Raw genomic sequence first — 6,655 nt, forward strand, 5'->3', positions numbered from 1 at the left:
GTCTCTGGGTGGGTCATGTCGGGTTTCTCACTTTCCATGATGGAAAGTTAGCAGGCGACTTTCCACATCGTCAAGTGTCGAGTTTCCAGATTGGAAAGTAGACCTAGGCCGCCGTCTTCTTGCGCAGCCGGGCCAGACGCCGCAGCCGCCGCCAGAACCGCGTCTTTTCCGGCTCGGGATAGGGCTGCAGGTTGCGGTAGAATTCCTCGGCGCAGGCCCGCCACGAGAAGCCCTCGGCGAACTTGCGGACCACGGTCCTGTCCAGATCCAGACAGGCCAGGCAGGCTTCCTTGAGCCCGTCGGTCTGGCCGGGGGCCAGGGCCCCGGCATTGGAGCCCGGGATGATGTCGATCGGGCCGGGGGCCGAGAAGGCCGCCACCGGCACGCCGGCGGCCATGGCCTCGAGGATCACCAGGCCGAAGGTGTCGGTCAGGGACGGGAAGCAGAACACGTCGGCACAGCCGAAATAGCGGCCCAGCTCGTCACCGAACTTGGCCCCGAGGAACTGCACCTCGGGATATTTCTCGGCCAGTTCCTCGCGCTGCGGACCATCGCCGATCACCACCTTGGTGCCCGGCAGGTCGAGGCAGGCGAAGGCCTCGATGTTCTTCTCGACCGCCACGCGGCCGACATTGAGGAAGATCGGCCGGGCCAGACCCTCGAACAGGTCGGGCTCGCCCTCGGCGCGGGGCTTGAAGATGTCGGTGTCGACGCCGCGCGACCAGGGCGAGAGATTGCGGAAGCCGTGCTTGGTCAGCTCGTCGCGCATGGTCGGCGTGGCCACCATCAGCCGGCCCGACGGCTTGTGGAACCAGCGCATGTAGGTGTAGCCGGCCGCCAGCGGCAAAGGCAGTCGGGCCGAGACATATTCCGGGAACTTGGTGTGATAGCTGGTCGTGAACGGCAGCTTCCACTCCAGGCAGATGCGGCGCGCGGCCAGGCCGATCGGACCCTCGGTGGCGATGTGGATCGCCTCGGGCTCGAACGACTTGAAGCGGTCCTGCACCGGCTCATAGGCCCCGATCGCGAGCTTGATCTCGGGATAGGTCGGCAGCGGGAAGGTCGGGAACTGGTCGGGGCTGACGACATCGACCTCGTGGCCCATGGCGCGCAGTTCGTCGATCACCCGGGTCAGGGTGCGAACCACGCCATTGACTTGAGGTTCCCAGGCGTCGGTGGCGAGAAGAATCCGCATCAGGCGGCGGCAGGCTCCGGCAGGGCCTCGTCAAGGCGCGCGGCGTGCTTGCGGTCGATCACCGACCACGAGCGCAGCTTGGCCCATTCGAGGATTTCAAGTTGACCGTCGGCATGTTCGACGAGCGCGGTGCAGCTCTCGACCCAGTCGCCGTCGTTGACATAGGTGATTCCGTCGATCTCGCGCATCTCGGCCTTGTGGATGTGGCCACAGATCACGCCGTCGACGCCGCGACGTCGGGCTTCCTCGGCCACGGCGGCCTCGAAGTTCTCGATGAATTGCAACGCGTTCTTCACCTTGACCTTCAGATAGGCCGAGAGACTCCAGTATCCGAACCCCATGCGCCGGCGGGCCCGGTTAAGCAAGGTGTTCAGCATGAGGATGGTTCTATAGGACCAATCCCCGAGGAAGGCGAGCCACTTGGCGTGCTGCACCACCCCGTCGAACTCGTCGCCGTGCACCACCAGATAGCGCTTGCCGTCGGCGGCTTCGTGGATCACGTCGCGGGCCACGACCACGCCGCCGAAATGGGTGCCGCAGAAGTCGCGGATGCGGTCGTCATGGTTGCCGGGAACATAGATCACCTCGGTGCCCTTGCGGGCCAGACGCAGGATCTTCTGCACCACGTCATTGTGGGCCTGGGGCCAGAACCAGCCGCTGCGCAGCTTCCAGCCGTCGATGATGTCGCCGACCAGATAGAGCTTTTCGCACTCGATATGGCGGATGAAGTCCAGCAGCAGCTCGGCCTGGCAGCCTCGCGTGCCCAGGTGCAGATCGCTGATAAAGACGCTGCGATACTGGCGAACGGCGGTTTCGGCGCTCATGCGGGGTCCCCGGTTGTTCGCCCGATCGATCCGCCCCCGGATTGGTCGCGACCTGAAGCGAATGGTCCGGCCAATAGGCTGATTGCGTGTCGCTTTGATGAAACCCCGCTCTCGGACCCCCGCCTTCCGGGCCCGCCCAGGCTTCCCCTTGGGTCAGCCGCAAAAGCGCGCAGGGTGCCCGGCGATCGGGCAGGGGGGCTTGCCAAGCGGCCCGGCGGACCGCTTTCCGCAGGGTCCGCACCGGCCTCTGCCGTTGCGGTGCAACATGGCCCGCACTAGATCAGGAGCATGGACGCCGCCCGCCTCGCCAAAGACACGCCGAAATCCCTGAAGACGCGGGCGCGGATTCTCGACTGCGCCATGCGCCTGATCGCCCAGATCGGCTATCACGCCGCCGCCAATCCGGTGATCGCCGACGCCGCCGGCCTGACCCGCGGGGCCATGCTCTATCACTTCCCCACCCGCGAGGCCCTGGTCGAGGCCGCCGTGGCCCATATCCAGGCCGAGCGCTCGGCCCTGTTCCGCGCCGCCGCCGACACCCTGCCGCCCGGGGCCGACGTCACCGAGCACGCCATCGACAGCTATTTCGAGCTGCTGCAGAGCGTCCCCTTCCTGGCCTTTGCCGAGCTGGAGGCCGCCGGCCGCACCGACCCCGCCATCCAGGCCCTGCTGGCCCCGGCCCAGGCCGAGTTCGACCGCGCCCAGGCCGGCGACCACTTCCTGAAGATCCTCCACGCCGGCGCCGGCCCCCGCTTCCAGGCCAGCCGCGACCTCGCCCGCTTCATGCTGGAAGGCCTGGCCCGCTCCACCCTGACCTATGACAGGGACGGCCGCCGCGAACGCCTGCTGGCCGTGATCAAGCGGGCCACGCACATGCTGAACCGCAAGGGTGATGTGCAGGATCTTTGGCCGGATTAGGGGGGGCTCTGATCGTTCGTAGGCGGAAGCGGAGGGAAGAACCCATTTCGCTCATTTGGGGCCGCAAGAATGCCCGCGAACTTCTCGTAGTGGAGTGCAAGTGCGACCTCGGGCGGAGGTTCCTTGTTCTCGATGATAATCACCTGACCGCCATTTCCGATACTCGGAAGAGATGCCCAGAACGCAGCCTCAATACCTGCGTCAACAGGGCCTTGTCCGCCGTCTCCGCCCTGACTTTTCTTGTAGGCTGTGAGGGGAGAGTCGATGACAACCAGACCGGGGTGAGGTCGCCTATTGTCGATGCAATAGCGGAGGAGGCCGATGGCGAAGGCAGCGTAAAGGACGCCTCGAACACCTTTGCCATGGGCTTGGCGGGCCTGCCCATCGACGACGATGTCAAACGGCTTCTGATCGAACTCGACACGCCCTTCGCCCGTCCACTTCCAAATCCTAAGAACTGCCTCGACCTCCTTGCACAGGTCGCGAAGGGCCTGGGCTGGCAGTTGCTCCCAATCCGTCGCCGGCGTGCGAGCGTCCTTGGCAGACTGCTCAATTTCGGCCTGCATGGCGCGTAAGCTGTCGGCCTGACTACGATCCCCACGAACGGCCTCAAGCGTCACGCGACGAGCGATCAACCGCTCAAGCCGGCCGGTTGTCTCGGTCACTGCGGGCGCAAGGTCACGCATGCGACGCGTCGCGGCGTTCAGGGCCTCGGCGGCGGTATCTCTCTCAGCTTCGCGCAGCTTACGGATGTCTTGGACACTGAAAGTGGCTGCGGCCAAATCGGCACGATAGCCCAAGATTTTCGCGGCCTCGGCCCGGGCCGAGGCCTGGACATCGTCGTCGAGCTCAAGATGTTCGTGGCCAGCGCCCATCAGTTGGTCGCAAAGAGGGCAGTGAACTTCCTGCAAGCCGCCGAAATAGTGAACGCCTTCCGCAATGAAATCCAGGCGTTCGAGGTCGGATGCGTAGCGCTCATCGAGCAATGCGTACCGAGAAAGGAGTTCGTCAATCGCGACGAGCTGCGAGCGGGCGCGGTGGAGCTGATCCGAGGTTTCCTGCCTAGCAATTTGTAAGGCGGAATGCTCCTCATTGGCGAATGCCAGGGTGGATGATAGGTCCGCTATGGCTGCCTCGACGCGATCGATAGCCCCGTCATCGTCGTCGGAGGGGTACTGCTTCAGGCGTTCTTCGAGAGGCTCTAGCAGGTTGGTGATCAGGCCCAGTTGGGCCCGAAGGCGCGCCGCCACGATGTCGCGCTTCTCGGTGGCGACTACGCCCTTGTCATCCTTGCCGGAAAGCATGAACGAAAATGCGCGTCGCTGCGCCGTGTCATCAAACCCCGATGGACCGGTGACGGGAGATCGCTCGTCGATGACGGCGATCTCATCGATCAGAAAAACCGGGCGGAGCGTACGGATCGTCAACCGCTGGGTCTCGCCACGAGCATTTTTGCGAAGCATTGCCTCTTGAATGCCGGCAAGGGCAAAGAGCACGGCAGTCACATCGGTCGCCTTGCTAAGCCCCTTGCGCCCAGCGACTACAGGCTCGCCGGGCCCGTCTATGGCATCGATTGGAACGTCGAACGCTTCAAGTTCGCCGCCTGATAGCTGACGACGAAGACTGATGGTCCTGCCGTCAGGCCCGACGAACTGGGCAAAGACTTCAGAATAGGGCTCGGACTCGCGAATGCGTTTGCGCATCTCGGTCCCGCCCAAGATGTAGTCCAGGCAATGCAGAACGTAGCTTTTTCCGGCGTCAGAGGCCCCAGCCACGATATTGGCCCCGGCATCAAAGCGGATGGCGGCATCAGGGACGTTTGGTCCGCGTACGAGGATCTCGCGCAGTTGCATCAGGCCAAAAGCTCCAAATCGTCGATAGTCGAGAAGCGCTCAAAGTCGGCTCCCCAGCGGCCAATATTGGAGGCCATGAAGGCGGTCAGTTCGATGTCAGCCATCCCGCCAAACCTCCCCATCAACCAGTGCGCTCGCTCTCGCAGGGCTGCTGCGTATTTTGACGTCAGCAGCCCTGTAAAGGCGGTTGTGTTCGACGTTCGCCGATAGACGATTCCCGATGAGGCGAAGGCCTTATCAAGCAGCTCGCGCGAGAACATTTGGTCTAGTCCCGCTTCGATCAGTCGACGTTTGACGAGCAGCTCGGTACCGCGGAAAGGAACGGCTGGATGTAGGCTCGGCGGTCCCGAAGCAACATCTGCAGAATGAACGAGAAGATAGTCGTAGGACACGAGGCGCTGCAGGTCGGTGGTTGCGCCAGCCGCAGCTTCGAGGACGAACAGCATCCGCAATCCGCACTCAATCGGAGAATTGAAGGGACGGGGCGTTCGCGAAGGCGTGGAGATCATCGTCATGTTACGCACCAAGTCAGTCGAGCTTCGTTGGCAAGGTGATGACACATGCCTTCGCGGTCGTTCGCCTTAACGTGGTCCGCTAGAATGTGACCCCCAAGTTGAATCTCTTGCGCGGCCTTTACTGTGGCCTTTAGCCTTTGTAGGCCCGGAGGGTCGTCGCTGTAGACGTGATAGAGCCCATCACCAAACTCATCCAAAAGAGTATCGAAGAATGCTGCATCAGCCATTTGGTCGCGCGCCAATTCTTTTAAACCTTCGGCGCAGTAGAAAGTTATACGTGATCTGTCGAAGAGGCGCCGCAAAGGGGTGTCCGTTACATCGTCAGCATTAGTAATCGGAGCCCCCAAGTGTGCGCTGATAGCGGCGAGGAGCTGCCCAATGTAGACAGTTTCCGTCGCTGCCACCGACGACGGCGGCACAGGCGGCTTGGGGCGTTCGATCAGCGGTAAGCCGAAAACGGGAAGATGATAGCGCGGCGTCTGTGCATGCTCGTCCAGAAGCGCTTGAGGCTGCTTTGCGCGAAAGATATAAAAGGGGAAGGCTTCTATATGAGATTTAAGTTCGGGGCTCAGATCGACCTTATTCTTGGAAGTGATTTCTGTAGCGCAGTGCTTATCCCAATTATCGAGTATAAAGATCCTTAGTTTTTTGGGGTCGTCGAGCATGTCCTGGAAGGGCCCCGTTACACCCTTGTGGGTGACGAACCAGTATTCTTCCGGTCGGGTGAACGCTCCGTGCAGCGTGTAGTATAGAACCTTCGCTATCTCAGCCGCAGCGACACCAGCGCCCAGCCGGGCGTCATAGTGCTTGCACTGGTATAGGTGCCATCGCCGAGGTATCTTGTCGGGGGAGTCTAGCCAGACGACTATGTCGCGGCCTTTGTCTCCAGCCCCACCTCTCTGCTGGACTTCGTAGACGCCAGGCAGCTTGTCGGTCAGGTAGCCGCTCGCCCACTCAAGTGTGAAGCGCTCAAAATCGTTGGCACTGAACTGGGCTAGACGATCAAGCGGCTTTACCGGAAGCCCCATCCCCAACCCCAATAGACGTGCGTTTGCTCCTGGCCATGGCGTAGGAACTGCCAGCGTTGTCAGGCCTTCAATTTCATTCATGACCATCCGCCTCCAATCGCCCATTGGCCGAACGCATACGTCGATCCCTAGACACCGCGATCTAACTTAGGCGCGAGCGAAGCTGATAACCAAGCTTTAGCTTGTAGCAATAGCCTTAGAGGCCGATGGCCATTTTCCGCCAGCGAACATCGGTCAGGCTTGCGCCCAATCCCCATACCCCCAAGGGCATAACCACCCCGCCACCTCAACAAAATCAACGCCCTAACCCCCGCCGCAGCGT

At 62.1% G+C, this 6,655-nt stretch carries 6 protein-coding genes; 1 reads left to right on the forward strand and 5 read right to left on the reverse strand.

Features of this window, described 5'->3' with window-relative positions; translation table 11 throughout:
- Positions 1-103: 103 nt before the first annotated feature.
- Together DBR10_RS09100 and DBR10_RS09105 are read right to left on the reverse strand one after the other, a co-directional pair.
- On the reverse strand, positions 104-1,195 hold the full coding sequence (locus DBR10_RS09100) for a glycosyltransferase family 4 protein (protein WP_108504029.1): 1,092 nt from the start codon (positions 1,193-1,195) through the stop codon (positions 104-106).
- The gene (locus DBR10_RS09105) at positions 1,195-2,019 is read right to left on the reverse strand and encodes a UDP-2,3-diacylglucosamine diphosphatase (RefSeq protein WP_108504028.1); all 825 of its coding nucleotides are present in this window, start codon (positions 2,017-2,019) and stop codon (positions 1,195-1,197) included. Before DBR10_RS09105 ends, DBR10_RS09100 begins: the two co-directional genes overlap by 1 nt.
- A gap of 288 nt (positions 2,020-2,307) precedes the next feature.
- Between DBR10_RS09105 and DBR10_RS09110 the strand changes: the two genes are divergently transcribed.
- Positions 2,308-2,937, forward strand: coding sequence for a TetR/AcrR family transcriptional regulator (locus DBR10_RS09110; RefSeq protein WP_108504027.1), 630 nt, complete (start codon positions 2,308-2,310; stop codon positions 2,935-2,937).
- On the opposite strand, the gene DBR10_RS09115 is transcribed toward DBR10_RS09110, so the two are convergent.
- Genes DBR10_RS09115 through DBR10_RS09125 form a run of 3 tightly spaced genes read right to left on the reverse strand, consistent with a single transcriptional unit; the run spans position 2,934 to position 6,414 of the window.
- On the reverse strand, positions 2,934-4,790 hold the full coding sequence (locus DBR10_RS09115) for a hypothetical protein (RefSeq protein WP_108556280.1): 1,857 nt from the start codon (positions 4,788-4,790) through the stop codon (positions 2,934-2,936). The genes DBR10_RS09110 and DBR10_RS09115 overlap by 4 nt on opposite strands.
- On the reverse strand, positions 4,790-5,305 hold the full coding sequence (locus DBR10_RS09120) for an ABC-three component system middle component 2 (protein WP_335582552.1): 516 nt from the start codon (positions 5,303-5,305) through the stop codon (positions 4,790-4,792). The genes DBR10_RS09115 and DBR10_RS09120 overlap by 1 nt, the downstream gene beginning before the upstream one ends.
- Positions 5,302-6,414 carry an ABC-three component system protein gene (locus DBR10_RS09125; RefSeq protein ID WP_199223471.1) on the reverse strand — a complete coding sequence of 371 codons (1,113 nt, stop codon included), beginning with the start codon at positions 6,412-6,414 and terminating at the stop codon, positions 5,302-5,304. Before DBR10_RS09125 ends, DBR10_RS09120 begins: the two co-directional genes overlap by 4 nt.
- Positions 6,415-6,655 lie beyond the last annotated feature (241 nt).

The sequence above is a fragment of the Caulobacter sp. HMWF025 genome, from assembly GCF_003060965.1.
GTDB lineage: Bacteria > Pseudomonadota > Alphaproteobacteria > Caulobacterales > Caulobacteraceae > Caulobacter.

Excerpts from the sequence above, each read along its gene's own strand:
- DBR10_RS09100 (WP_108504029.1), bottom strand. The coding sequence starts at position 1,195 with ATGCGGATTCTTCTCGCCACCGACGCCTGGGAACCTCAAGTCAATGGC.
- DBR10_RS09105 (WP_108504028.1), bottom strand. The coding sequence starts at position 2,019 with ATGAGCGCCGAAACCGCCGTTCGCCAGTATCGCAGCGTCTTTATCAGC.
- DBR10_RS09110 (WP_108504027.1), top strand. The coding sequence starts at position 2,308 with ATGGACGCCGCCCGCCTCGCCAAAGACACGCCGAAATCCCTGAAGACG.
- DBR10_RS09115 (WP_108556280.1), bottom strand. The coding sequence starts at position 4,790 with ATGCAACTGCGCGAGATCCTCGTACGCGGACCAAACGTCCCTGATGCC.
- DBR10_RS09120 (WP_335582552.1), bottom strand. The coding sequence starts at position 5,305 with ATGACGATGATCTCCACGCCTTCGCGAACGCCCCGTCCCTTCAATTCT.
- DBR10_RS09125 (WP_199223471.1), bottom strand. The coding sequence starts at position 6,414 with ATGAATGAAATTGAAGGCCTGACAACGCTGGCAGTTCCTACGCCATGG.